Below are 23,719 nucleotides of genomic sequence, written 5' to 3'. Positions count from 1 at the left end.
GACGCTCTCCCGTCGTTCAGGCTCTTCAATAGGTCGAGGTCGTTCAGCGTGGCGCCGGCACCGAAATACCTGCCTGGGTCTGAATCACGGGCCGCATTGTTCCATCCGGATTGTAGAACAACCGTTCCACGGTCACCGCACGCCGACCAATTGCCCCACTCATATCGCCAATCGCGAGCGTGGCATTGTGTAGAAACAAGTAGGACTGTCCCTTGAAATCGACGATGCCGGGATGGATAGTAAAGCTGTACTTGCCGGATCCCGTCAGCTCGCCGTGGTATTTCCACGGCCCGCGCGGGCTGGTCGCCGTCGCATAGGACACGCGTTCGTCCCGGTGCTTCGATCGATCGAGCGAGGCGTATGTGAGATACCAGAGGGCGCCGCGCTTGTGCAGCCAAGGTCCTTCCTCGAAATTTGGTGGCGTAATCTCAGTGATCGGACCGTCGAGCTCGATCATATTGGCGTTCAGCTTCGCGATATACGCCTGCCGGTTGCCCCACGCGATCCAAGTCGTGCCGGTCTCGTCTGTATAAACGGTCGGATCGATATCCTCCCAACTATGCGTACCCTTAGGGGTCATTTGGTTGGTAATGAGCGCTGCGCCCTTTGCATCAACGAACGGCCCGGTCGGCGTGTCCGCCACCGCCACTGCGATCGCCTTTCCCGGATGTGTCGCATCATGCTCCACCGCGGCATAAAACCAGTATTTCCCGTTCTTCGCGATCGTCTGTGATGCCCAGGCATCCTGCTTGGCCCAACGGAAGTCACCGACCTTCAAGATCGGCCCATGATCCTGCCAATGCGTCATGTCCGTGGTCGAATAAACGAGCCATTCTCGCATGTTGAACATTTCGTCCCGTTGCGCTTCGTCATGTCCGACATACAGATACAACCGGTCGCCGACGACCAGCGGCGCGGGATCCGCGGTGAACTTGTCGCGGATAATCGGATTCGATCTCGGCACGGCGTTTGGCACGACCGAGCCTGTCTGGCAAAAGCCAGCGGCCCCCATGCCGGCCACGCAAAGCGCGCCTGCCAATCTGCTCATCGCGTAGCGCAAACAAGATCTCCGTTTGATGTACACCCGGATTAAAGCACGGTTCTGAGCTCTCGTCACCCGGACCGCTGGGGCGGCGGGCACGGTAGACGCCTGTTCGTCCTGATCGTCCTCCTCGGCGCAGCCGTGTCGGCGCTGTTCGCCAATGACGGCGCGGTCCTGTTGCACGTCGTCGCGGCTCCATACGCAGCGATGGCGCGCGTTCGGCTGCGATGGTCTGTTTCATAGCTCATGGTTGGTTACCGTGTAGCCTCAGCCCGCTTTGGAGGTGAACCGTCCTGCCGAAATGCGCAATTGGGCGGAACCAGCCTTTGAAGGTGCGCGCTTGAGCCATCAGGACGTCGGCACGGCCGGCCATTTTGAGGTTTCAGCATGACGGAAGCAACTTGGGGCGACGAGGCGAAGACGCCGGAGATCGACTGGCGGATGAGTGCTGCGCTGGAGAACGTCCCGCGTGGGGACGAGGATGTCGCCGAGGTGACGAGCCTGGAAGGCGCGGTCCGTGCGTGGATGACGCTTGATCCCGCGCATCGCGACGCTGCCGTGCTCACCCCGGAGCGGCCCGTGCAAATCGATGGGGCTGCGCATGCGACACTGGCCGGTGATGGTATCGCAACATTGGCCGAGCGGCTCCCCAGCGCGAACGACGAGGGCTGAGGCATGGCGTCTGCGAGCGTTCGCTTCGAACTCGGCGAGTATGAGTGGCTGGCCGAGCGGCATGGTGTGCTGTTCCTTGGCCACACGGACCTTGGCATGGTCGAGTTCCTGATCACGAGCGAGGCGTTGGCGGAGTTCATCAGCCCGGACTTCGATGGCATCGACAGCGACACCGCGATCGAGACCTATGTGGAATTCGAATCCGACATACACCGGATCGCACGGCGAGAGTTCGTCAGTCGACTGGGGGGAGAGCCCCCTATCCTGCTGACGGCCGCCGACGTCTCACCATGAGCCTTCGCGATCCCGCAAAGCGCAACCGTTCAACCGCCAACCGTCTCGCCAGCCAACAAGGACCGATCTGATGAAAACCCGCAAACTCGGCCGACAAGGTCTCGAAGTCTCCGCGCTGGGCCTTGGCTGCATGGGCATGTCCGACTTCTATGGTGGCCGCGACGAGACGGAGTCGATTGCGACGATCAACCGTGCGCTAGACCTTGGCGTGACGTTCCTCGACACCGCCGACATGTACGGCGTCGGCGCCAATGAGGAACTAGTCGGCCGGGTTGTCCGCGAGCGGCGCGACTGGATCATCGTTGCAACGAAATTCGGGAATGTCCGTGGGCCGGATGGTAGCTTCAAGGGAGTCAACGGCCGCCCCGACTATGTGCGGGCGGCCTGCGACGCGAGCTTGAAGCGGACCGGACTCGATTTCATCGACCTCTACTACCAGCATCGCGTCGACCCCGAGGTGCCGATCGAAGAGACGGTCGGTGCCATGGCCGATCTTGTGAGCGCAGGTAAGGTAAAGTATCTGGGGCTGTCCGAGGCTGCCCCCGCGACGATCCGCCGTGCGCATGCCGTGCACCCCATCACTGCATTGCAGACCGAATATTCGCTGTGGAGCCGCGACGTCGAGGACCAGATCCTGCCGACGGTGCGTGAACTGGGGATCGGCTTCGTACCGTACAGCCCGCTTGGCCGCGGGTTCCTCACCGGCCAGTTCAAGACACCCGACGATCTCGACGCAGGTGACACGCGCCGCAACCATCCCCGCTTTCAAGGCGAGGCGTTCCAGAAGAATCTCGACCTCGTCGCAGCGATCGGCGTGATGGCGGCGGACAAGGGGTGCACACCGGCGCAACTGGCGCTCGCATGGGTCCTCCGCCAGGGCGAGGATATCGTGCCGATCCCAGGCACCAAGCGGCGCAAGTATCTCGAAGAAAATTTGGGCGCGCTCGACGTCGAACTGAGCGACGCCGATCTGGCCCGCATTGATGACATCCTGCCGCCCGGCGCGGCGCAAGGGACACGCTATCCAGACGCCTCGATGGCGAGCATCGACACGTGAGCGTGCCGTCTTTCGCAGCCATCGCGCCGGGAAAGCTTGCCGTCGTCACCGGCGCCGCCGGAGGCATCGGACTTGCCGCTGCCCGCGCCTTTGCCGACGCAGGAATGCGGGTCGTGCTCGTCGATCGCCCGGGCCAGACGCTTGAGCAAGCCGCTGCCGGCTTGGACGGCGCGGTTGCAATGTCCGCCGACGTCGCGGATCGTGCCGCGATGGCCGCGCTGGCAAAGGACTTGGCGGACCGTCACGGTCCTGTCTCCGTGCTGATGAACAACGCCGGCATCGGCGCGGGCGGTGACGCGTTCGCCGACCCAGCGCAGTGGGACGAGGTGCTCGGCGTCAACCTGATGGGGGTGATCCACGGCGTTCAGGCGTTCGTCCCGGCGATGGTCGACGGCGAAGCCCCTGCCCTGATCATCAACACCGGCTCCAAACAGGGCATCACCCAGCCGCCCGGCAACACCGCCTACAATGTCAGCAAGGCCGGGGTGAAAGCCCTCACCGAAGGCTTGGCCCACAGCGTGCGCGAACGAACCGGAAGCAGGGTCAGCGCGCATCTGCTGGTGCCTGGCTTCACCTGGACCGGCATGACGGCCGGGCGACCGACGGAAAAGCCACCCGCTGCATGGACGCCTGAACAGGTTGTCGCGCTGATGATGGACCGGCTGGCAGCGGGCGACTTCTACATCCTGTGCCCGGACAACGAGACGACGGCCGAACAGGATGCCAGGCGTATAGCCTGGGCAGCCGGAGACCTGATCGAGAACCGTCCAGCGCTGTCTCGCTGGCACCCCGACTGGCGCGACGCCTTTGCGCAGTTCATGCAAAAATGATTGCTCGCCGGGAGACCTGTGCGGCCACTTAATGCTGCCGTACCGGTCTCCACCGGGTGAGATTTAGATCCGACCCGGTATCGATGAAACGTATGACGGCGGCGCTTTCCCAGCGCTGCTGATCGGAGAAACGGATTGCCGATCTGGTTGCGTGATGGAATGATGGGGCATGCGGATACTCAAAGCGGCCGGCCTCGCCCTCCTCGCGTCAGCGCCGGCCAAGGCCCAGATCGTCGCTCAGCCCTCGGCAGGCACCTATCAACGCGCGGTGGCAGCCGGTTACAAGGCGGCGCTCTACTGCTCCGGCATCTTCAACGCAGGACGCACGCCGGCACAGATCGATTCTGACGAACTGGCCGGCATCTACCCCGAATATGAGCGGATTGTGCCGACGTTGACGGCGAACGTCGACCAGAGTCTTCATTCCGTTTCTGTAGCATTCGACCCCCAGCTACCGCCGAGATGCGCGGTATGGACCAGCGGGCGGGGCTGCGTGACGCTGCCGATCGGCAGCGCGGCACCAACCGGCCGCAAGTCGACAGCGGCGCCGTCGATGACAACCGCGGATCCTCGTCGCTGGCCGCAGGGCGATGCCGGCATCGCGCCGCGCCCGTCGCCCACGCTGGCTGGCGTCGTCGGCAAGGCGTTCGGGGCCGGCTACGGCGCCGACACCAAGACGGTAGGCGTGATCGTCGTGAAAAACGGCGAAGTTCTGGCCGAACGTTACGGCAGCGGCTTCGGGCCGTTCGTGTCCAATCGGACCTGGTCGGTCGGCAAGTCGATCGCTGGCACGCTCATCGGCCTTGCCAATCCAGGCGCGGTACAGGCGCCCGCCGCCGTGCCACAGTGGAAGGCCGGCGATCCACGTCAGGCCATCACGCTCGACAATCTTCTCCGCATGGCATCCGGCCTGCATAGCGATACCGCCGGCAACCGCACCGATGCTATCTACTTCGGCGGCACTACGGTGGACGAACAGGCGGTGTCATGGCCCTTGGAGGCGTTGCCCGGCACACGCTTCCGCTACGCCAACACCGATATCCTGCTCGCAGTCTATGCCACACGACACGCGATCGGCGAGGCCCGGTACCGCGCATTGCCGGGCAACCTGTTCGGCCCGCTCGGGATGTCCCATACCGTCGCCGAGACGGACTGGCACGGCAACTACATCCTCTCGAGTCAGGTCTGGTCGACCGCGCGCGACTTGGCGAGACTGGGGCTGTTCTGGTCGCAGGACGGCGTCTGGCAGGGCAAGCGCCTGTTGCCGGCCGGCTGGATGCGCACCGTGACCACGCCAAGCGGACCGCAGCCGGCAAGCGGACCGGGCTATGGCGCGACGATGTGGCTGTTCGGTCTCAAGCAGGGTTTGCCCGAGGGCAGCTTCGCCGCGCAAGGTAACCGAGGCCAGTATGTTATGGTGATCCCCTCTCGGCAGCTCGTGATCGTCAGGCGCGGCGAGGATCCCGGCACCGCGCGGTTCGACATCGCTCGCTTCGCTGCGGACGTTGCCGCGCTATTGCCATAGCATCTCAGTACGTCGGCTAGGTGCATGGGCCGCGGACTGATCGACGACTGAAAGCCACGCCGTCTAGCGCTTCGTGAACAGCGCCTTGGGCAGGACGACGTGGACGCCCTTGTTGCGGTCGACGAGCTCGGTGATTTCGACGTCGCCCGCGACGCTGATCAGCATATAGGCATCGTCGCGAGTCATGCCTTTTTCCGCGACGAGAAAATCGATCATGTTGCGCAGTGCCTTGCGGGTCGCATGGCTGAGATCGTCGTCGAAGCCCATCGCGATATAGGCCTTGGGCGTCTCGGCACGCGGATAGGGGAGCGCCGCCTTCTTGTGCAACACGAACTCGAACGTGCCCGTCAACGAGGTTTCCAGCGCGGTGATATCGACCTCGCCATTGCCCTGCGCGGCATGACCGTCGCCAACCTGGAACAGCGCGCCGGGGGCATAGACGGGCAGGAACAAGGTCGTCCCGGCGACGAGCGCCTTGTCGTCCATGTTGCCGCCGTTGATCGTCGGCGGCGCGCTGTCGTAGCGGCCGAACGCCGGTGGCGGCGCGACACCCATGCTGCCGAAGAACGGCGCCAGCGGCACTTCGACCCCGGGCGCGAACAGGCCAACCATGCGCTTGGCATCCAGCGGCACGATCTTCATGCGCGCATACGGGAAGTCGTCGGTCAGGAACCCCGCCCCATAGCGGAACGCGTTATAGGCATAGGGTATCGCCAGATCGACCTTGCGGATGCGCACCTCCAGCATGTCGCCGGGTTCCGCGCCTGCGATCGCGATCGGTCCGGTCAGGATATGGCCGCCGGGGCCGCGTGCGCTGGCCGGTACGCCGTCATAGACGGCCCGCAGCGCCGGTTCGATCTGCGCGGGCGCGACGCCAGCCTTTTCCAGACCCGCCGGACTGTTGGTCAGCAGCGTATGGATCACCACCGTGTCGCCCGACCGGATCGTGAGCACTGGCTTATCGGTTGCATCGTAATGCCCCCAGGCGACCGTCTGTGGCGTCGCCTTCAATTCATAGGTTGCCGCGCTCGCGGGCGCGGCGATGGCAACTAGAGCAGCAAGGATCAGGTGGCGCATCGTCATCCTCTCAATAAGCCAGAAAGCAGCCTTCGGCGCACGTCTCGCTCGCCTCGCCATAAATGCGAGTTGCGGCGTCAATGCAGGCTCAATGCATTCGTAGCGTCCAAAACCTTAATCGGGCTTGCCGATCTTGGCGAGACAGTGCCCAATAGTGGCACGCACACAAGGGTTCAGCCGCAGCAAACCGCGTCCGCAGGCCGGCCACATATTGCGTCAGCGACTGGCACGAGCCCTCGGGACGCCAGCGTAGCCCGCCACATTATCCGGGACCGCGCTTCAGGTCAGCCGCCGCCTCCTGCGCCATGCCCACTCTTACGTCCGTACCCGGTGCCAACGCAGCCCCTGGAAACACGGGAACCGGGCGTATCGTTGCGCCGCCGGACTTAAAGGGGCAGGGATTCGAGGGGCTCGTTCGCTGGCGAGGCGGACTTACTGTCCAGCTGCACGCGCGCTGCGATACCCAAGGAAGACCGCAATGTTTGATCCTGACACCTGGGCAAGCCCACGATGTGAAGGGCTTCAGGCCTTGTACGGGATGCTAGCTGACCGAGTAGAGGCTCCGCTTGCCGATCAGGGACCCATGCCGATTTCAACGTCGCGGTGTCTGCGCGCTTCGAAGATAGCAACCGCTTATTGGCCGAACTAAGCGCTTTAGCTAAGCGTCTGTTTCCGTTACGAATGCCTGGGACGGCAAGTGCTCGTCCGGAGGTCTTATGATGCCTGATATGGAGCACTTGCTGGGCGTACCGCTGACGCGGCGCACAGCGCTCGGTAGTACCGCCGCGCTGACAGCGTCGAGCGTTATCTCCGAGAGCGATCCGGCGATCGCAGCACCGCTCGCCAAGCCTGTGGGCGTCCGGATGGCGATCCGGACGACGGTCAACGGCAAGGTGGTACCGGTCGAGATCGATGTGCGGACATCGCTGCTCGACCTGTTGCGGGAGCAATTTCACCTGACCGGCGCCAAGAAGGGCTGCGACCACGGCCAGTGTGGCGCGTGTACCGTTCACGTCGACGGTCGGCGTGTCGCGTCCTGCCTTACGCTAGCGGCCAAGGTCGACGGACGTGCAGTGACGACGATCGAAGGGCTTGCCGATGGCGAGACGCTGCATCCGATGCAGCAGGCCTTCATCGATCACGACGCCCTGCAATGCGGCTATTGCACACCCGGACAGATCATGGCGGCGGTGGCGTGCGTGCGCGAAGGCAACGCCACATCGAAGGACCGCATTCGCGAATATATGAGCGGCAACATCTGCCGCTGCGGCGCCTATGTCGGCATCGTCGCGGCGATCGAGCAGGTTGCGGGAAGGGAGAAGGTCTGATGCGTCCCTTCACCTATGCACGACCCGAAAGCGCCGCCGCGGCAGTCCGAGCCTTTATGGCGGCGGGCGCTGGAGCGCATTATATCGCAGGCGGCACCTCGCTCTACGACCTGATGAAGCTCGACATCGAGAAGCCCCAGCATCTCATCGACGTCACGACGATCCGAGGGCTCGACGCGATCGAGACGAACGGCGAGCGGCTGCGCTTCGAGGCCCTCGCGCCGATGAGCGCCGTCGCGACCGACAAGGTCGTGCTGCGTGATTATCCCATACTTGCCGAGGCGTTGTGGAAGGCTGCCTCGCAACAGTTGCGCAATATGGCGACAGTCGGCGGCAACCTGCTTCAGCGGACCCGCTGCCTCTATTTCCGAAACGGTGCGGGCGGAACGTCGGTCGGCAACACCTACCCTTGCAACAAGCGCGAACCGGGTTCGGGCTGCGCGGCGATCGGCGGGCTCGACCGCGGCCAGGCTGTGCTCGGCCAGAGTTCGTCGTGCACCGCCGTCTCGCCAGGTGACTGGCCCGTCGCGCTCGTCGCGCTCGATGCGTATGTCGAGGTGCTAGGCGCCGGCGGTAGCCGCGCCATCCCGATTGCCGAACTCTATCGCCTACCGGGCAGCACGCCGAACCTTGAGTTCACCTTGCAGCCAGGCGAGATGATCACGGCTATCGTCGTACCAAAGACGAAGGCAGGCCGGCATTCGACATATCACAAAATCCGTGACCGCGAGAGCTATGCCTTCGCTATCGCCTCGGCCGCCGTCGCGTTGGACATGGACGGTGACACCGTGACGCGCGCCCGGATCGGACTTGGCGGGGTGGCGACCAAGCCATGGCGGGCGACCGCGGCAGAAGCGCTGCTGGCGGGTAAGCCCCTGACCCCGGCGACCGCACTGGCGGCAGGACACGCCGCCTTCGCCGATGCCAAGGCGGGTCAGCATAACGGCTTCAAGATCGAACTCGGCGCACGGACCGTTGCCGATGCCCTGACAATTGCCGCAGCTAGGAACCGGTCATGACCGCCCCCTTCCCCAACCGTCCCCGTGCCGATGCCCGCGAGAAGGTGATGGGTGCCGCGCGCTATGGCGCCGACCATCAGGTCGCCGGACTGTTGTATGCCATGCAGGTTCCGGCAACCATCGCGAAGGGGCGCGTTGCCGCGCTGTCGATCGACGCGGCGATGCAGGTGCCGGGCGTTGTCCGCGTGCTGACTTCGAGCGACTTTCTACCGCCCCCGCCTGCGACCCCTGGCGCACCGCCCCCGCCTGCGACGCTGACGACGGACATTGCCTATCGCGGGCAGCCGGTTGCGCTCGTCGTCGCCGAGACACTCGAGGCTGCGATCGAGGGCGCCGAGGCCATCCGTCCGCTCTACACCGTCGCCCCCGCGTTCACCTCGCTGATCGACCAGCCGGGGATGGTGCGCGAAGCCGTCAAGCCGGTTACGGCGGGCGATGCGATGCGGGCGATGGCGCGCGCGGTCACCCGGCACAAGGCGGACTATGTCTCACCGCCACAGCACCATAACCCGATCGAGATGCTGTCGACCACGGCAATATGGGAGAACGGGCAACTCACCATCTACGAAAGCACACAGAGCAGCAGCAACACAAAGGGTGCTGTCATGCGCAACATGCGCCTTACGCCCGAGCAGGTGACGGTAAAGAGCCCACAGATCGGCGGGGGCTTCGGCCAGCGTGGTGGGGCACAGCGCCAGACCGCCCTCGTCGCCCGCGCCGCAATGCTGCTCGGCCGACCGGTCAAACTCGTCCTGCCACGCGGGCAGATTTTCCATAACGCGACCTTTCGGCCAAAAAACCGTCACAGAATCGAGATCGGTGCGGATGCCAGCGGCACGATGATCGCGGTGCGCTACGACGCCGATCAACAGCAATCGCGCGAAGGCCAGTTCCCGCCCGACTACCATGAGTCCGTGCCCATGCTGTACGGGATCGAGAATTACGACGGGACCGCCGCTAACCTGCGGATCGATACGCAGGCGCCAGGCTATATGCGGTCGCCAACGCCGCATCCATCGTGCTTCGCGTTCGAGAGCGCGGTGGACGAACTTGCCCTCAAGCTCGGCGTCGATCCGGTCGCCTTTCGACTACGCCACCGCGCGACGACCGATCCAATTCACGGCCATAAACTCTCGTCCTGCTATCTGTCGGAATGCCTGACGGAGGGCGCACGCCGGTTTGGTTGGGAACGGCGCAGTCTCCAGCCAGGCTCGATGACGCTGCCTGACGGCACGCAGGTCGGCTGGGGCGTAGCATCGGGTGCCTATCCGGGCTCTGCCCATCCCAACATCGTGACGCTCCGCGTGAATGCCGACGGTACGACCCGGTTTGCAGCTGCCGGACATGAAATGGGCCAGGGGATCCGCTCGACCATCGAGCAGGTTCTCGTACGCGAACTCGCGATCGATCCTTTGAAACTGGAGATCGCGATCGGCGACACCAGCGTAGCGCCACAGCATACGACGGCGGGATCCTGGGGCACCGCCAGCGTCGTGCCCGCAGCGGCCGAGGCGGCCGCAAAGTTGAATGCTGCCATGGCCGCGCTACTGGCCGGGCGTCAGGTGGCGGGGAACCTCCACCGGCAGCTGGCTACCGTTCGGCGTCCCTCGCTCCAGGTCGAGGTCGAGCATGTTGCGGTCGACCAGGGGCCGACGGATCTGGCGACGCTGCGCAAGGGCGGCATGGCGTTGGTCGGGCCGGATTACTCGACCTTTACGACCTACAGCTACATTGCCCACTTCGTTGAAGTTCATGTCGAACCCGGTACGCGACGCGTCCGCGTGCCACGGGTCGTCAGCATTGCCGATTGTGGACGGGTGATCTCGCCACGCACGGCCGAAAGCCAGGTTCGGGGCGGCGTGATCTGGGGCATTGGTGCTGCGCTTCGCGAGGCGACCGAGGTGGATCCGCGCTTTGGCGGCTGGCTGAACAACGATCTTGCCGACTATGTCGTCCCAGTGAATGCCGATATCGGGTCAATCGACGTCGGCTTCATCGATCGGCCAGATCCTCTCATCAACGCCCTTGGCGCAAAGGGGCTCGGTGAAGTCGCCATGACGGGCTGTGCGGGCGCCATCGCCAATGCCATTCATCATGCGACGGGCAAGCGGCTGCGCGAGATGCCGTTCAGGATCGAAGATCTTCTGTAATCAAGCCAAGGCGGCATGCCGGAGCCGAGACGAGAGATCGCATACCTCCGACGTGTCGGGCGACATCGGACAGCCTTTTAAATCATCGGAACCTGTTTGATGTACTTACTCTCTCTCGCTGCGGCAGCAGCCGTCGTGCAATCGCCGGTTGCCACCACCGCGGTCAGGCCCGGCACGATAGCGATCGTGGCTGGCGATAGTCCGACCACGTCTCCCGCTATCACGAAAACCTTCACGGACGCCGTTCAGCGAACGCTCCTTCGAACACCTTTCCTGCCCCTCCCCGACGCAAACCACAGCCTTTACGTCGCAAGGGTTGAGGTATCCCAGACTCAGCGCGGCGTCGTCCGGTCGGGCAACGACCGGTCGGATCGGCCGGCCATGGCGGCCGGGCTTGGCGGCCTGTCGCTGACCTTGCCTTCGGGGAAGGATCAGCTGCACGGTCTGATCGTGACCCGTCTCGAAGTGACCGTGTCGCTGCGCCGCGATAATCACGTCGTATGGACAGGGCAGGCGACCACGGTGCGCGCTAGCGGCACACGAACGGGCACCCCCTCTGTTGTCGCTACTGCGTTGTCGGACGCCCTTCTGACATGGTTCCCTCGACAGTTGCCAGGACCGCTGTCTGTTCCGTAAGGCCTGATAAACACGGTGATCGTCAACCGATGACCCGCACCAGCACGCCGCTGCGATACGCCATGCTTTCAGTCATACGCGACACCGTCGATGGTGACGGCCAGCATCTCAGGCTGATCGATCCGCCATCCTGCCGTTGAGTGCTCCATTCCTTTCCGCGCCGGATCGACAATCAGCTCACGCCGCAACTTCGGCCTTTCGTTCATCCGATTGGGGGGCGACGCTTGGTGTCCGATCCGCTGCCCGGACGACTTTAAGGGCAAGGATAATCAGTCCGCTTCGACGGGGGCAACGCTGGACGGCTGAACGTCATCGAGACCTGCTCGGCGTCGACGATGCCTAACGGTATCGACATGCGAGCCCAGAGCGCGCATCGTCGGTGCCAGCATGCAGATCGACAGCAAAGACCGGGCAGCCCCTGCCCTAACTCGTGCCGACCTATCTCGCTGCCGATGGGCGCAGGGTGATCCGTTGCTTGCCGCGTATCACGACGCCGAATGGGGCGTGCCCGAACGCGATCCGCGCGCGCTCTGGGAAAAGCTGATGCTCGACGGGTTTCAGGCCGGGCTCGCCTGGATCACGATCCTTCGCAAACGCGACGCATTCCGGGCTGCGTTCGCTGGATTCGATCCTAACATCGTCGCTCGGTTCGGCGAGCCGGACATTGCGACGATGCTCGGCAACGCTGGTATCGTCCGCTCACGCGCCAAGATCGCGGCGACGATCGGCAATGCCCGCGCCTATCTCGCGATGGGCGACGCCGGCGAGGATTTCGGCAGCTTTGCCTGGAGTTTCGTTGGTGATACGCCCGTGGTCGGCGACGGTGCCAAGGCGCTGACCCGCTCGCCTGCTTCCGAAGCCCTATCCGCAGCGCTCAAGCAGCGCGGATTCAAGTTCGTCGGCCCAGTCATCGTCTACGCCTGGATGCAGGCCTGCGGTCTTGTGAACGACCACGAGACGTGCTGTTTCCGTCGAGCCGAACCGTAAGCGAGATACCGCCGGGGTCTGCGGCCGCCCTCATGCGGTGTTCGCACGGACCACGGCTGTTCGTTATCCTGGCTGAACGATCGTCGCGACGATGCTAGCCTTGAGCTTTGTTTTATCGATGCCTCGGTAACCAGCGTCGCGCTTCCTCCGAAACTCCCCGGCGGCACGGCGCTGACAAGACCCGCAAGCGGTCACATTACCCCCTTCCCCGCCTCCCGACTTCAGGCGCTTGTTTATCTCTTCGACGACCGATCTTGGCATCTGATCAGCATCGTGGTGGGTAAGGGTTGCGGACGTTCAACAGCGTCCGCCTGCGCGTGCAAGCAGCATTAAGCGAGGTGGTTCCACGAATACATATGAGGCACGACGTCTATCGGCAGGCTGGGCGTTGTTCTCCCAATCTGAGGCATTTGTCGTGACTCGTGAAGTCGGCGCGTGCTCGTAGGACAGGGTCCCGTTGTCATGGATGATGATGGCCGCGTCATTCAGGGCGGCTCACTCGACCGTGTTCCCGAGATCCTCGTGCGCCGCAAGGTTGAAGGTCAGCAAGTGGGCGCAATCACCTGGCAGCGCGGGGCTGCAGAAAAGCTGTCGGAGACGGAGCGCCGATGACGGCGCTCCGCCGCTCTTACATGCCTGACATCTTCGCAGTCGGCTTACCGGCATTCATCTTCATAGCAGCATTCAGATGCTGTTTCACGATAGGCACCGCAGCCTTTGCTGACATGCGCAACGGCGCCTGATCTCCGCCCGTCGAATAGCTTTGATGAAGGTCCAGCGCTGCCTGATGCGCCGGGATCTGCTGACCGAGGTAGAGACGGTCAAAATCCGCCGCGGATGCGGTCTGAAGTTCGTTGATCGACGCAGTTGCGCCGGCATCAAGAACGGGCGGCGTCGGCGTCAGACCGGCCTTGGTCGCCGCCTTGACGGTCGCTGCAGTCGTCTGTTGATGATGCTTGATCAACATCGTCGCAAACTTGCGGACAGCAGGCGTCTGTGATTTTTGCAGCGCAACCTGGCTCGAGTTGATCTCGTAAAGATCGCTCATTCCCGCAGCCATGACATAGGGCATGGCGGATGTCTTCGCCTCGGGTGGCGGTGGTGGCGGCGGCGTTTGTGCAAATACGGTCGTGCTGACTGTCGCGGCAAGCACCATAGCGATGTGTTTGATATTCATTACTTTACTCCTAGCAATTGGTTCTACAACGACCGAGCTAGATTTGGGCCTCATAAATCCTGCGGATATCGACATGATGCAAGTCAATGAGCGTGATGTGTCGTTCATATTCGCTGGCATATTGGGGGGCTTTGCCAACCTTTTTAGGCTAACCGGGTCCATATCTGAGCACCATACGGCGGGCCGAAAAGGTCGTTAGACGTGGCTCGGTTGATCGTCAGGCGAACCAGACGCCCACAGCAGGGCGGCATAGCCGAACCCGGCCGACACGACCGACGCGATAAGAACGGCAAGGGATGCCATTTCGGTACGTTGGACGTCCGGGAAGGCCAGGTTGGCGATGAACAGAGAAATCGTGAAGCCAATGCCTGATAGCGCACCGATCCCGAGAACCATCCGCCACGACACCGCATCAGGCAGTTCCGCAAGTCGCAACGTCACCGCAAGCCACGTCGCCGAAAGGAATCCCAACGGCTTTCCGAACGCGAGTCCGGCAAACACTCCCAATCCGAGCAAAGAGCCGGCAGCGTCGGTGATCAAATCTGCGGAGAAGTGAATGCGGACGGCCGAGAGGGCAAATAGCGGCAGGACCACGTAGGACACCCAGGGGTTGAGCATCTGTACCAGACGCTCGGCAGGTTCGTCGGTCGCCTGCGTCATTTCCTGGAGATAGCCGAGCTGCCTTTGTGTCCTGCGCTCGGCCTCTTCGGCATCTGCATCACCGTCGTCCGCCTGCCGCGCGTCCTGCACGGCCGCCTGGAACCGATCGATTGGTTCCTGAACGCGGTCGGCGAAACGATGCTCGGACAATCGCGACCGCGTCGGCGACAGCAGTCCCAGCATGACCCCCGCGATAGTCGCGTGAATGCCGGAGACATAGGTCCCACCCCACACGATAAGCCCCAGCAGAACGTAAGGAATGGGCGATACCAGCCGCAACTTGAGCGCGCCGAACATGGCGGCATAAGCTACGATGGCGACGATCAAGGCGGTCACGTCGAGTGCATCGGTATAGGCGACGGCGATCACCAGAATGCCGCAGCAACCTTGCCGGATAATCGTGGTGTCAAAGACATGGGCAACCTTGATGAATTGAACGGCTTTTCTACCGTTGGTCGTATCTAATTGTCGCTGCCCAACCATAAACGACCAACGGTACAATCATGTTAGCCCCCGCTTACCAGTTCAGACCGACGCGGGCGTAGAGGTAGCGGCCGTTGAAGCCGAATGGCGAGTAGGAAGGATAACCCAGCACGCCCGTGCTGTTGTTTGCCGCGATCGTACGATCCGGATAGACGTCAAACACATTGCTGACGCCAAGCCCGATCTGCGCGCTCTTGGGGGCGGTGTAGCGCAGTTCGAGATCGGTGATCGCGTGCTTGCCGGTGTGCACGTCGGCGCCGACGAGCGTGCCGGGCTGGTTGACGTCACCATAATAGGTGACGCGTGCCAGGGCTCCGACGTGGTCGAGTGACCAGTCAATCGTACCGGTCACCTTCGTGCCAGGCGTCCCGTCCTCGAGCGTCAGAATGCGGCTACGCGCGAACAGCGTCGGCGCGGGATTAAGCGTCGATGTCGTGACCGGAATTCGCGTCACGTTCACGTCGTTGATGTTGCCCGCGACCGTAAAGTCGAAATTGCCAACGCTCTCTGCCGCCAGCCGGTAGTGCGCGACCGCGTCGATGCCCTTGGTCGTCGACGCGAGCCCGTTGAGGAAGAAGCGCGCCGCCGACACGTTGAACGGATCGAGCAGCGCCTTCACGGCCGGACTGAACGTCGCGGCGATATTCTCCGACAGGCCGATCTGGTCGCGGATGTGGATGCGATAAGCGTCGATCGTCAGGTCGAAGCCACCAGCACGGATCACCGTGCCGACTGATAGATTAGTCGACTTCTCGGGCTCAAGCGGCACACCACCGAGCGCCCTCGCAACGGGGTCGACCGACGGGAAGGTACCGGTCAGAATGGGCACGCCGTTGGTAACGACCGAGGCGGTCTGGGTGAAATATTGCTGCTGCAACGATGGTGCGCGGAAGCCTGTCGAGGCGGTCGCGCGGAGTGCGAACCAGGGTGCGAAGTCGTAGCGCAGCGAGGCCTTGCCCGTCGCGGTACTGCCGAAATCGGAATAATCTTCGGCTCGGCCGGCGAGGCCGACGAGCAGCTTGTCCGTCACCTGCGCCTCGAGATCGAGATAGATGCTGCCGTTTCGGCGGCTCCGCTCGGTCGCGTTGGCGGGCGAGAAGCCGCCGAACCCCTGCGCACCCGGCGCGGCGGTGGTGCCTGCGGGAATGCCCGTCACCGTGCCCGCCGTCGGATAGCCATAGGAGGCCAGTTCCCCCGGGACGATCTTGTACCCCTCGCGGCGCCCCTCGACGCCAAACGCGACGTTCAGCGACTGGAAGACGTCGAACTTCCGCGAGACGTCGAGCCCAGCGACATATTGGTCGTAGATCGTCGCACCGTCGTCGAACGTGTGCGGGGTTGCTCTGCCAAAGGCGTAGTTCGCCGAGTCCAGCGTGCGATAGTCGATCCGGTTGCGGCCATAGCTGAGCGATAGGTCGACGTTGAATCCGCCCAATTCACCACGCAGGCCGACCGCGGAATTGATGTCCTTCGACTTGGTGTTGATGACCGGCCGGAAGCCGTCGCGATAGCCAGCGCGATCAAGCGTCGCCAGCGTCGCAAGGTTGGCCGGCGTGGTCGCTGGCGGCGCGATCCGCGGGAAGGCGGCGCTACGGCTGTCGCGGTCCTGATAGCCGCCAAACGCGTATAGGCTGATGCTGTCGGTCAGCGAGGTGCCTGCGTTGACGAAGCCGGTATATTGCTCGACCGCCGGATCGCCGTAACGGCCGGTTACGCGGTTGGGGATGACGCGCGTGTCGATGTCGGCGCGGTTGGTCGGTTGGCGCTTCGTGTACTCGCCCGACACGGTGAGGAAGCCGTCGCTACCAAAGCCGATGCCCTGCCATATGGACGCGGTAACGGCGTTCTCTCCGGTGACGTGGCGGCTGTTGTTCGCGGTATCGACCTGCGTGTCGTAAAAGCCGTAGGTGACCTGCGCACCGCCGCCCGAACGCGCCTCGCGCAGGCGTAAATTGACGACGCCAGCGATCGCGTCGGAACCGTATTGCGCCGAGGCACCGTCACGCAGCACTTCGATCCGGTCGAGCGCCACGGTCGGCACCGTGTTGAGATCGACTGCCGCCGAGCCGCGCCCCACGCTGCCGTTTGTGTTGAGCAGCGACGAGGTATGTCCGCGGATGCCGTTGATCAGGACCAGCGTCTGGTCAGGCGAGAGGCCACGAAGCGTTGCCGGGCGGATCGCATCGGTGCCGTCGGTCGCCGCAGGACGCGGGAAATCGATCGAGGGCGCGATCGCCGACAGCGCCGTGGCCAGTTCGGTCGTACCTTGGCGCTGCAGGCTGGCACCACTCAGCACGTCGACCGGCGACGCGCTGTCGAGCCGCGACCGGCCGACCGCACGAGTGCCGGTGACGATGATGTCGTCCTGATCGTCAGCCGATGCCGGCACCGGAGCAGGATCCGTGACGGAGCCCGTCGGTGCGGGCGTCTCCTGCGCATAGGCGACGTTTGAGTAGGCTAGCGTGATGGTCGAGACGGCGAGAGCCAACGCGGTACGATAGATGATCATGTAACGGATCCCTTAGGTGCATCGCTCTTTGGCGATCATGCCCCCCGGTTGTCCCGACAGCGCGCTGGATCAACGAACAAAAACTACGGCCCTATGTGCTTGGAATGATGCGGCGCGATAGGCCGCACGCAAGCGTGCGCTGCTCCTCCATCCGACATTCGCGACCATGCAAACCGCTCTTGCCCATTCCAGTCCGGTCATAGCGCTGCTGGCTCTTGCTGCTTAGAGGCGCGAGGATCTCGCAGCTTTGACCTAACGCCCGGTGCTACAGCATCCGCTCCACAACCGGCCCGATTGCCGCCACCACCGCACGTATCGCTTTCGAGTTCGGATGCACCCGATCGGCCAGCACCATGGCAGAATGCCCTAACACACCCGGCGGGAAGAACGGCCAAACGGTCGCGCCGTGTTCGGCAGCGACCTCCGCATGGATACCCAGGTAAGCGGCAGCTCGATCACGTATGAACGCCGGCGATTCAACGGTCGTCAGCAACACCGGAATGCCGCAGTCGCTCAAATGTAGCAGGATCTGCTCTATCTGTGCGCGTGTACGAGCCGGCGGCGCCTGCTGCAGGACGTCGTTCGGGCCTACTTGGACGATCGCGAGCGCCGGACGGCGGTCAAGGCTGGACAGCAGCCGTGGGAGGCGTCGGAGGACGTCAGCGCTGGTGTCACCCGAAATCCCCGCGTTGATGACTGATGCGCCAGGATATCGGTACTGCAACGACACCTGCAGCTGCGCGGGAAAGCTGTCGTCGACCGGCAAGCCGTAGCCAGCAACCAGACTGTCGCCGATAGCGAGGATAAGCGGGAATTCTATCATTGAACGTCGCGAAGTAGGACGTCGTTGACGGAATGTAAGATAGGCATCGAACGCGAAGACCTAGGTGTTCGTTTTCGCCTTTCGCCAGTGTCGCAATGCCCCGTCATAGGCATCACGCGCCTTATTAACGGCCGCCTCTGCCGCACCAACGCTGTCGCGCTGCTGCTTTTCGAGGTCCCGTCGCTCACGCGCCAGTTTTGCCTCCCGATCCGCTAAGGCCTTCATGATGCGGTCGTAATCGGCCGTCAGCGTTGCGAGCGCATTCTCCGCAGCCTCGAGTTCGGCGCTACTGGGCTTCGGTTTCGGTACAGGTTTTGGTGCAGGCTTCGATTTCTGCGGCGGTTTGGAAGCTGCGGGGCGACCTGTGCCGCTTCGCAGCGCTTGCCGCGGTTCGGGGTCCGGCATGGCCTTGATTTGTTCGACGGTCGTGCCGCGGGAATGCTTCACAACGACGCCTGGCGACGCCAATGGCTCCGCGGTCAATGCAGGGTCTGTTACAAGCTCTGCGATGCCGCGCGCGAACAGGTCTTTGTCGCTTCCCCATGCCGCCAACGCGGCCTTCTGACTGGGCGCCGCAACATATGCATCGTTGAAGCCAGCGGCTGTCCTGTAGACCTTCAGCTTTTCCGCACGAGCCATGCCCCTCGATACCGCACTGTACGCAGAGATAAAAGTTGGCACCGATCGTCGATCCCGTACCGGTGCCATTACCCGGCTGCGCGCCTACCGGACGCCAAACCCTGCTCGACTGCTCTCGCCATCGTCAGTCCGCTCACGACCGGCCAAGACATTCTCGAGTTCGGCCAGCGAATGCGGCACGTCGATGTGCTGCGCCCCGAGGAACAGTCGCGTGCCCTCGCCCTCAGGTACCGCGTGCGTCAGCTTGTCGATATCTACTAGCGCCTTGCCTGCAGGCAGCATCTCGATCTGAACGAACCGCATGATTGTCTCCTGTTATTCGTGCCGCAATCTAGGCGACGCTTCCGACAACGTCCGCCTGCGCCCGAAAGCTGCGCCATGCCTTGGACTGGTCGGCAAAGTTCTTTTCTTTCGTGACTAACCCGCTTTAGGAGATCAGGCTGGCCGATGTGATTGGCGGAATGCAAAGCGGGGGCGGCGTGATTGTTGGCATAGACCTGGGGACTACGAACAGTGCCGTGGCATATTGGCGCGACGGCGCGCCACAGCTGATCCCCAATGCGCTCGGCGATTTCCTGACCCCGTCCGCGGTCAGCATGACCGACGACGGCACCATCCTCGTCGGCATGGCGGCGCGCGACCGGCAGCATTCGCATCCGGCGCTGACCGCGACTACCTTTAAGCGGCTGATGGGCACGCAGAGGCAGGTCATGCTCGGCACGACGCGCTTCACGCCAGAGGACCTGTCCTCGCTCGTCCTGGCGGAGCTGAAGCGCGATGCCGAACGCGAACTTGGCGAGCCCGTCGACGGCGCGGTCATTACCGTCCCTGCCTATTTCAACGATCGCCAGCGCAAGGCAACGCGCCGCGCCGGACAGCTTGCGGGATTGACGGTCGAGCGCCTCATCAACGAACCGACTGCCGCTGCCTTGTCCTACGGCATCATCGATCGTTCCGACCGCGAACCGTTTCTGGTGTTCGATCTGGGCGGCGGCACCTTCGACGTGTCGATCGTCGAGATCTTCGATGGCATCATCGAAGTGCGCGCCTCGGCCGGCGACAACCAACTTGGCGGCGAGGATTTCAACGAGGTAATGATGGCGTTGGCGCGTACGCGCCTCTCGCTGCCGCATTACCAGAATAACGTTCAACTTCGCGAAGCCATGCGCGCCGCGGCGGAGCGCACGCGGCGGACGCTCAGCGACCATGACAGCGCATCCTTCTCGATCCTGTGGAACGACACCGAATATCAGACCGAGATCACCGCGGCGGATTTCGAACAGGCCGCAGGGCCGTTGCTCGACCGGCTACGCGATCCCGTGTTGCGCGCGATGCGCGACAGCAACATCCGGGCGGACCAGATGAGCGAGATCGTGCTGGTCGGCGGCGCGACGCGAATGCCGATCGTGCGCCGGACGGTGACCCGGATGTTCTCGCGCTTCCCCAACACCGCCGTCCACCCCGACCATGCGGTCGCGCTGGGCGCCGCGGTTCAGGCCGGTCTGAAGGCACGCGATGCCGACCTGACCGAAGTCCGGCTGACCGACGTCTGCCCCTACACGCTGGGCGTCGACGTCTCCGAACGCACCGCGACCGGAGCGGTGCACCACGGCATCTTCGCGCCGATCATCGACCGCAATACCGTTCTCCCGACCAGCCGCGTCCACCGCTTCCAGACGGCTTCGCCCAACCAGAGCAAGGTCGAATTCGGGATTTTCCAAGGCGAGTCCCGCCAGGTTAGCGCCAACGTCCATCTGGGGTCGGTATCGCTGCCGGTACCTCCGCGCCCGGCCGGCGAGGTCATCATCGATTGCCGCTTCACCTATGACGTCAGCGGCTTGCTGGAAGTCGACGTGCTCGTCCCCGAGACGGGCGTGCGCGAACAGCTAGTGATCCGCGACGAACAGGATCCGATCACCGAGGAGGAACTGGCGGCGCGGCGCACCATGCTGGCGGGGCTGAAGGTCCATCCGCGCGAGCAGCAGGTCAACCAGGCGCTGCTCAGCCGGGCCGAGCGCTGCTACGAATCGTTCCTCGGTCCCAAGCGCGATCTGATCGGCCAGCTGATCGGTCATTTCGAAGGGGCGCTAAGCTCGCAGGATCCGCGGATTATCGCCGATGCGGTCAAGGTCGTAAGCGACCAACTCGACGAACTCGAAGGCGAACGCTACCTGTGACAGACGATCGTGGCTGGCACGGCACAGCATCGTCGGTATGGTCGATCCTTGGCATTGATCCGACCGATGACCAGACCGCGATTCGTCGCGCATACGGCGCGCGATTGAAGGCGATCGATCCCGAGGTCGACCCGGCAGCCTTCATCGCGCTGCGCGCGGCGCGGGACTCCGCAATGGATTGGGTGCGCGGCGGTGCGTTCAACGAGCTGGCGTTTACGACGTCGTTTGTTTCGATTGATCCGCCCAGTTCCGATCCGCCGCGGTCCGAGCAGACACCGGCAGCGACGGCGGACGAACGCGTCGAGCCGGGCTATCCGGCGGACTCCCCCACGCCCTCGCCCGCCATCATGCCGTCCGTCCTGCCCGATACCGCGCAGATCGACCGCCTGCACGCGCTGCTGTTCGACCCTGCCCTTGCGGTATCTGCGGACGATATCGTCGAGACGACCCGGCGTGTGCTGACCGACCCCGCAATGGTGGCGATCGATCATGCCCAAAGGGTCGAGGCGATGGTCGCCGACCTCATTTACCGTGCAACGCCACGCAGCGATCCGATGATCGACGTCGCGATTTCGCATTTCAAATGGGCTGCGGAGGGTGTCGAACTACGGCGCCCCCCGATCTTCGACTGGATCCTCAAGCGCCGCGAGGACCGATATTTCGAGATCGAGCTGCCGCATCAGAACGGGTTTTATGCGGACCTGCTCACCGGACTGCGCGCGCCACCACCCGCGCGCTGGGCCAGGTTGCGCGCGTGGCGATATGGCGCGGCTGTCGAATATCTGCTCGCCTATCTGCAATCGTTTCACCCGACCGCGCTTCCTGGCCTGAACCAAGAAACCCTCGAATGGTGGAACGGACGCATCGCCGCCCAGCATCGTGGTAACCCGGTCTCGCGCTGGTTGCGCGAACGCTGGCGGCGGACCGTCTGGCAACGCGGGATCGGCGAAAGCCAGCAGCACAGCGCCAATCCGCTGCTCTATATCGGCATCTTCCTGTTTCCGTACGTCTTTGTCTGGTTCCTATTCCGCGCCAAGCACAGCATGAAGGCGCGCGCCTTGGGCATCGCCTATATCTTGATCCTTTTGCTGGTCCCGCTGCTCAGTCCCGCGAGCAAGACCAAGCGGGTGTCGTCAGGGTCGGCCCCCATCACGTCCTCTCCTCCCATACTGCAGTCATCGTTCGTCGATATGTCGTCCGACCTGCAACAGGTGCTTGATCGGATAACGGCGGACACCGTGACCGTGGCCGATCTTAAGCAGAAAAATCCGCCTGCATACACCCAGTTGGCCGGCGCTTGGCAGGCCGAAAAGGCGAGCGGCCGCTCCTTCGAGGCGTTCGTCCCGCGCGCCTACGCGATCGTCAACAGCGTCTTCGCGTCCGCGTTGCGCGGGCCGGACGCAAAGCTGATCACCGATCATGCCAGGGCCTATGTCAACCAACTCCGCTGGGTGGCGCAGGGGAGCATGGCCCAATGCGTCGATGTCCTGAAGGGCACCGGCAAGGATCCGCCTTCACGCAGCTTTGCCAATTATCAAGCCACACTGTCAGGCCGTGCCTTGTTGGGAGGGCCCGTCAGGCCTCGGCCCAAACCCGCGGAACTCCGCGTTCCCCGCGCGATCGCCGCCGGAGCCGAATCGCGCGCTCACCTGTCGCATACCGACTTCAAAGCTGCTCTTGCCTTTCACGGCAGTCCGGCCGCCATCTGCAACGCCAACATCGCGCTGATCGATGAGGCGGCGTCTAAACCCGATGCCGTCAAGCTCGACTTCATCCGCGATCTGTTCGCCAGAGATTCCTAGACTGGTGGCAAATTCCTTTGTCCTAAACATCCATCTGCCGTCACGCTGACGGCATTGTCGATCACGTTCCTTGCCACACCGGGGAACAGTCCGCGGGCGTTCGGGGTAGCTGCGTTCGAACATCTGGGGCTTGCAACAGCGGCGGGCCCCTCCCCGTCCACGGTCCGCCGCCCCGGTGACCAATTTGCACGTTCCAAAGCGGGCATCCGTTCAGCACGATGACTGCCAATCTCGTCCCGTGGCGGTCTTCGAAACGGCTTTAAAGTTGCCGTCTCACATTGCCCAAAAGGTCAGACGGTTCGGGCGCTAGGTCACTCGCCTCTCGGCAGTCATGCGCGAATCAGAACACGCGGAGCAACGCGCAGCCGTTACGCGGATCGGCAAGCATCACGTTTTGCGCAGGCTAAACCCACCAATCGCCGCTGCGGCGGATCGCGATCGCGAGGATCACGGTGTCGGCCTGATGCGGTGCGGCCGGGTAGGCGTGGCTGCCGGTGAGTTGCGTCGAGAAATGCAGGATTGCGGCATCGTCATCGATTCCATCGATCTCGGCCGGATCGATGTACAGCGACAAACCGCGATAGATCGAACCGTGAATCGCGCGGTGCCCCGCGACGATCTGATCAACGCCAACCCAATAAGTCTTACCGGTTCACGAATGTCGCATAGTAATGGAGAAGCTTGGCGAATGCCGCCATGTCATGGGCATCTCATGCCGCTTCGAACCCCAAACGACGACGCCGCCCGTGAGGGCGGCGTTGTCGTGGTATGAGGTTGGTTGCGGGGACAGGATTTGAACCTGTGACCTTCAGGTTATGAGCCTGACGAGCTA

22 protein-coding genes and 1 pseudogene are annotated in these 23,719 nt (G+C 63.4%); 14 read left to right on the top strand and 9 right to left on the bottom strand.

What is annotated here, in order from left to right:
- Nucleotides 1-43 precede the first annotated feature (43 nt).
- Nucleotides 44-1,012 carry a glycoside hydrolase family 43 protein gene (locus EV283_RS10515; protein WP_130326033.1) on the bottom strand — a complete coding sequence of 323 codons (969 nt, stop codon included), beginning with the start codon at nt 1,010-1,012 and terminating at the stop codon, nt 44-46.
- A gap of 93 nt (nt 1,013-1,105) precedes the next feature.
- On the opposite strand from EV283_RS10515, the pseudogene EV283_RS19560 reads away from it, so the two are divergent.
- The 6 genes and pseudogenes from EV283_RS19560 to EV283_RS10485 all read left to right on the top strand — a co-directional run.
- Nucleotides 1,106-1,237: pseudogene (locus tag EV283_RS19560) on the top strand (ArsB/NhaD family transporter); the annotation flags it as partial.
- A 192-nt stretch (nt 1,238-1,429) separates the two neighbouring features.
- A complete protein-coding gene (locus tag EV283_RS10505; RefSeq protein ID WP_130325168.1) occupies nt 1,430-1,714 on the top strand; it encodes a hypothetical protein in 285 nt (94 codons plus the stop codon).
- Nucleotides 1,715-1,717: 3 nt separating this feature from the next.
- Entirely contained in the window at nt 1,718-2,008 is a 291-nt protein-coding gene (locus EV283_RS10500) for a DUF1488 family protein (protein ID WP_130325166.1), read from the top strand.
- Between the two features lie 70 nt (nt 2,009-2,078).
- Nucleotides 2,079-3,065, top strand: a complete 987-nt coding sequence (locus EV283_RS10495; protein WP_130325164.1) for an aldo/keto reductase — start codon at nt 2,079-2,081, stop codon at nt 3,063-3,065.
- The gene (locus tag EV283_RS10490) at nt 3,062-3,895 is read left to right on the top strand and encodes an SDR family NAD(P)-dependent oxidoreductase (RefSeq protein ID WP_130325162.1); all 834 of its coding nucleotides are present in this window, start codon (nt 3,062-3,064) and stop codon (nt 3,893-3,895) included. Before EV283_RS10495 ends, EV283_RS10490 begins: the two co-directional genes overlap by 4 nt.
- Before the next feature lie 169 nt (nt 3,896-4,064).
- A complete protein-coding gene (locus EV283_RS10485; RefSeq protein WP_130325160.1) occupies nt 4,065-5,420 on the top strand; it encodes a serine hydrolase in 1,356 nt (451 codons plus the stop codon).
- A gap of 63 nt (nt 5,421-5,483) precedes the next feature.
- Here EV283_RS10485 and EV283_RS10480 read toward each other — a convergent pair whose 3' ends face one another.
- The gene (locus tag EV283_RS10480) at nt 5,484-6,497 is read right to left on the bottom strand and encodes an acetamidase/formamidase family protein (RefSeq protein WP_130325158.1); all 1,014 of its coding nucleotides are present in this window, start codon (nt 6,495-6,497) and stop codon (nt 5,484-5,486) included.
- A 716-nt stretch (nt 6,498-7,213) separates the two neighbouring features.
- Here EV283_RS10480 and EV283_RS10475 point away from each other — a divergent pair.
- The 6 genes from EV283_RS10475 to EV283_RS19145 all read left to right on the top strand — a co-directional run bounded on the left by EV283_RS10475 (nt 7,214) and on the right by EV283_RS19145 (nt 13,229).
- Nucleotides 7,214-7,825 carry a (2Fe-2S)-binding protein gene (locus EV283_RS10475; protein ID WP_242615904.1) on the top strand — a complete coding sequence of 204 codons (612 nt, stop codon included), beginning with the start codon at nt 7,214-7,216 and terminating at the stop codon, nt 7,823-7,825.
- Nucleotides 7,825-8,844, top strand: coding sequence for a xanthine dehydrogenase family protein subunit M (locus EV283_RS10470; RefSeq protein WP_130325156.1), 1,020 nt, complete (start codon nt 7,825-7,827; stop codon nt 8,842-8,844). The genes EV283_RS10475 and EV283_RS10470 overlap by 1 nt, the downstream gene beginning before the upstream one ends.
- Entirely contained in the window at nt 8,841-10,994 is a 2,154-nt protein-coding gene (locus EV283_RS10465; protein WP_130325154.1) for a xanthine dehydrogenase family protein molybdopterin-binding subunit, read from the top strand. The genes EV283_RS10470 and EV283_RS10465 overlap by 4 nt, the downstream gene beginning before the upstream one ends.
- 381 nt (nt 10,995-11,375) lie before the next feature.
- A complete protein-coding gene (locus EV283_RS10460) occupies nt 11,376-11,630 on the top strand; it encodes a hypothetical protein (protein WP_130325152.1) in 255 nt (84 codons plus the stop codon).
- 387 nt (nt 11,631-12,017) lie between these two features.
- A complete protein-coding gene (locus tag EV283_RS10455; protein ID WP_130325150.1) occupies nt 12,018-12,617 on the top strand; it encodes a DNA-3-methyladenine glycosylase I in 600 nt (199 codons plus the stop codon).
- Between the two features lie 462 nt (nt 12,618-13,079).
- Nucleotides 13,080-13,229, top strand: a complete 150-nt coding sequence (locus tag EV283_RS19145; protein WP_165391751.1) for a hypothetical protein — start codon at nt 13,080-13,082, stop codon at nt 13,227-13,229.
- A gap of 16 nt (nt 13,230-13,245) precedes the next feature.
- On the opposite strand, the gene EV283_RS10450 is transcribed toward EV283_RS19145, so the two are convergent.
- The 6 genes from EV283_RS10450 to EV283_RS10425 all read right to left on the bottom strand — a co-directional run bounded on the left by EV283_RS10450 (nt 13,246) and on the right by EV283_RS10425 (nt 19,211).
- Nucleotides 13,246-13,794 (bottom strand): DUF4142 domain-containing protein, encoded by a 549-nt coding sequence (locus tag EV283_RS10450; RefSeq protein WP_130325148.1) that lies wholly within the window; start codon nt 13,792-13,794, stop codon nt 13,246-13,248.
- Between the two features lie 195 nt (nt 13,795-13,989).
- Nucleotides 13,990-14,937 (bottom strand): Na+/H+ antiporter NhaA, encoded by a 948-nt coding sequence (locus tag EV283_RS10445; protein ID WP_130325146.1) that lies wholly within the window; start codon nt 14,935-14,937, stop codon nt 13,990-13,992.
- A gap of 34 nt (nt 14,938-14,971) precedes the next feature.
- Entirely contained in the window at nt 14,972-17,446 is a 2,475-nt protein-coding gene (locus EV283_RS10440; protein WP_130325144.1) for a TonB-dependent receptor, read from the bottom strand.
- 265 nt (nt 17,447-17,711) lie between these two features.
- The gene (locus EV283_RS10435; RefSeq protein ID WP_130325141.1) at nt 17,712-18,269 is read right to left on the bottom strand and encodes a GDSL-type esterase/lipase family protein; all 558 of its coding nucleotides are present in this window, start codon (nt 18,267-18,269) and stop codon (nt 17,712-17,714) included.
- A 60-nt stretch (nt 18,270-18,329) separates the two neighbouring features.
- Nucleotides 18,330-18,908 (bottom strand): hypothetical protein, encoded by a 579-nt coding sequence (locus EV283_RS10430; RefSeq protein ID WP_130325139.1) that lies wholly within the window; start codon nt 18,906-18,908, stop codon nt 18,330-18,332.
- Nucleotides 18,909-18,992: 84 nt separating this feature from the next.
- On the bottom strand, nt 18,993-19,211 hold the full coding sequence (locus EV283_RS10425; RefSeq protein ID WP_130325137.1) for a hypothetical protein: 219 nt from the start codon (nt 19,209-19,211) through the stop codon (nt 18,993-18,995).
- A gap of 158 nt (nt 19,212-19,369) precedes the next feature.
- On the opposite strand from EV283_RS10425, the gene EV283_RS10420 reads away from it, so the two are divergent.
- Together EV283_RS10420 and EV283_RS10415 are read left to right on the top strand one after the other, a co-directional pair.
- The gene (locus EV283_RS10420; protein WP_347400215.1) at nt 19,370-21,085 is read left to right on the top strand and encodes a molecular chaperone HscC; all 1,716 of its coding nucleotides are present in this window, start codon (nt 19,370-19,372) and stop codon (nt 21,083-21,085) included.
- A gap of 104 nt (nt 21,086-21,189) precedes the next feature.
- Nucleotides 21,190-22,887 carry a hypothetical protein gene (locus tag EV283_RS10415; RefSeq protein WP_130325133.1) on the top strand — a complete coding sequence of 566 codons (1,698 nt, stop codon included), beginning with the start codon at nt 21,190-21,192 and terminating at the stop codon, nt 22,885-22,887.
- 403 nt (nt 22,888-23,290) lie between these two features.
- Here EV283_RS10415 and EV283_RS19420 read toward each other — a convergent pair whose 3' ends face one another.
- On the bottom strand, nt 23,291-23,461 hold the full coding sequence (locus EV283_RS19420; protein WP_242615903.1) for a hypothetical protein: 171 nt from the start codon (nt 23,459-23,461) through the stop codon (nt 23,291-23,293).
- Nucleotides 23,462-23,719 lie beyond the last annotated feature (258 nt).

The organism is Sphingomonas sp. BK036, assembly GCF_004216825.1.
GTDB lineage: Bacteria > Pseudomonadota > Alphaproteobacteria > Sphingomonadales > Sphingomonadaceae > Sphingomonas.
The sequence above is the reverse complement of the archived record's forward strand: the minus strand, read 5'-3'. Positions and strand labels throughout refer to the sequence as shown.